General features: G+C 35.6%; 1 protein-coding gene and 2 pseudogenes. 1 reads left to right on the plus strand and 2 read right to left on the minus strand.

The annotated features are described in order from the left end of the window. Nucleotides 1-389: 389 nt before the first annotated feature. Nucleotides 390-683, minus strand: a complete 294-nt coding sequence (locus tag RG963_RS16410; protein WP_310577351.1) for a hypothetical protein — start codon at nt 681-683, stop codon at nt 390-392. A gap of 76 nt (nt 684-759) precedes the next feature. On the opposite strand from RG963_RS16410, the pseudogene RG963_RS16415 reads away from it, so the two are divergent. Continuing rightward, nucleotides 760-968 (plus strand): annotated as a pseudogene (locus tag RG963_RS16415) (non-histone chromosomal MC1 family protein); the annotation flags it as partial. A 389-nt stretch (nt 969-1,357) separates the two neighbouring features. Here RG963_RS16415 and RG963_RS16420 read toward each other — a convergent pair. Beyond that, nucleotides 1,358-1,577, minus strand: a pseudogene (locus tag RG963_RS16420) (ISNCY family transposase); the annotation flags it as partial.

Consider the following 1,577-nt stretch of genomic DNA (forward strand, 5'->3'; position numbering starts at 1 on the left):
TAACAACTGCACACGATTATGGAGCATCATTTCAAAATCGCTATCATCAAAAATGATTGAAATTAAATGTCGACCTGCCGAATGTAGGAAACATTAAAACTTTTAGCGTTTCTGATTAATGAAGAGATGTTGGTATGTGACCACACATGCATTTTCCTCATTTTATGGGCTTGTTTGTAAGTAATTGATTAAATCTGAAAAAACGGACACAACCCCCATGTTTGGAAAAAGAATAAAGATAAATTTTTGTGCTCACTGTTTTCAGTAACTCGCGGACAAAATCGTCTATTTGGTTGCTACTGCAATTATAGGTGGTTTAACTGCTTTTCTCATGTTGTCCAAAACATATAAGGTTGCCCAAGCTTTGCCTACTAAGCCTATATTGCACATCAGGTGGTAGGCTCTCTCATTACTGAAAATATGGTTATATCTTCGTTGTTTTTGTCGTAGAAGATTATTTCGTCGTAGTTGTGGTCACTGGATTCATTCAGTTCGATACCTACCGAAATTTCATTCTCTTCGTCCCATCTGAACCATCCTGTAAGATCAACACTAACTAAATCTTCAAAATGTCTGAAAATAACCCTATCGTTTCCCCAATTCTCTTTCACAAATTTAATAAGTTGATCGAAAACTTTGGTATTCCGATACACCCCAGAATCGTCTAACTCAAATTCTACCATGCTATATCCCCTTTTAACGTATTGAAGTAATTAATATAAAAGGATTAGGTTTCTCGGGTTTTTCAAGGTGATCTTTATATCCGACATGAAAAATTTTGTTTTGCGAGATGAAGATGGCAATGAGCACGGAGTTTTGACTGGAAAACAACCTTGTCCCGCTGCTCTGAAAGCTGCGAACCGGAGCGAAGGAACTAAATCCAAACCGGAGATTATCCGCATCAGAGAACACGCGGGACAAAAAAGATGCACGTTTTCAAGACATGAAAACACCTTGTAGAAGCCCCCTAAAATAGACCTAGCTGGATGCCAGAGGAAATCAGAAAGCTCTTTGTCAAGAAAGAGAATAGAAACAATCGAGTAAATATGGTTCCCTTTATATGCCCTGAAAATCGGGGTTCTTTCATTTCTACCTGCATTCGGCAGGTAACTTGTTTTTCTCCGAGTATTTTTACAGAGAGCGTTTTTATGGAAAAAAACATTCCTCCTATACTAAACATTATTGCAAAAAGAATTTATTATTTATATATGTCGTGAGATTTGGGTTATATATTAACCGGTTTTAATCCTAATAATATCCACGCAATGTTTAAAAACCCAATCGGTAAGAATACCAAAATATAATATTAGGATCTCAAATTAGCTCTTAAAATCCCTTATCTAATTTGACACCGTTTTTAAAAGTACCTCCCAAATGAATTCTTATTTCCAACTTTATTTTGAATTTCTGTAAGCACCAGCAGTTGATATGCTATGAAACTTAATAGAGAGTAGAGTTTTCTACTCTCATTTCTCACTCTTCTGACATCGAATTTTACTGTACCCTTAATATGTCCATGTATCTTTTCACATTCAGCTCTCTTTTTATACTGATCATAAAAGAACTCATCTTTGATA

It is taken from the genome of Methanosarcina baikalica (assembly GCF_031461075.1).
GTDB lineage: Archaea > Halobacteriota > Methanosarcinia > Methanosarcinales > Methanosarcinaceae > Methanosarcina > Methanosarcina baikalica.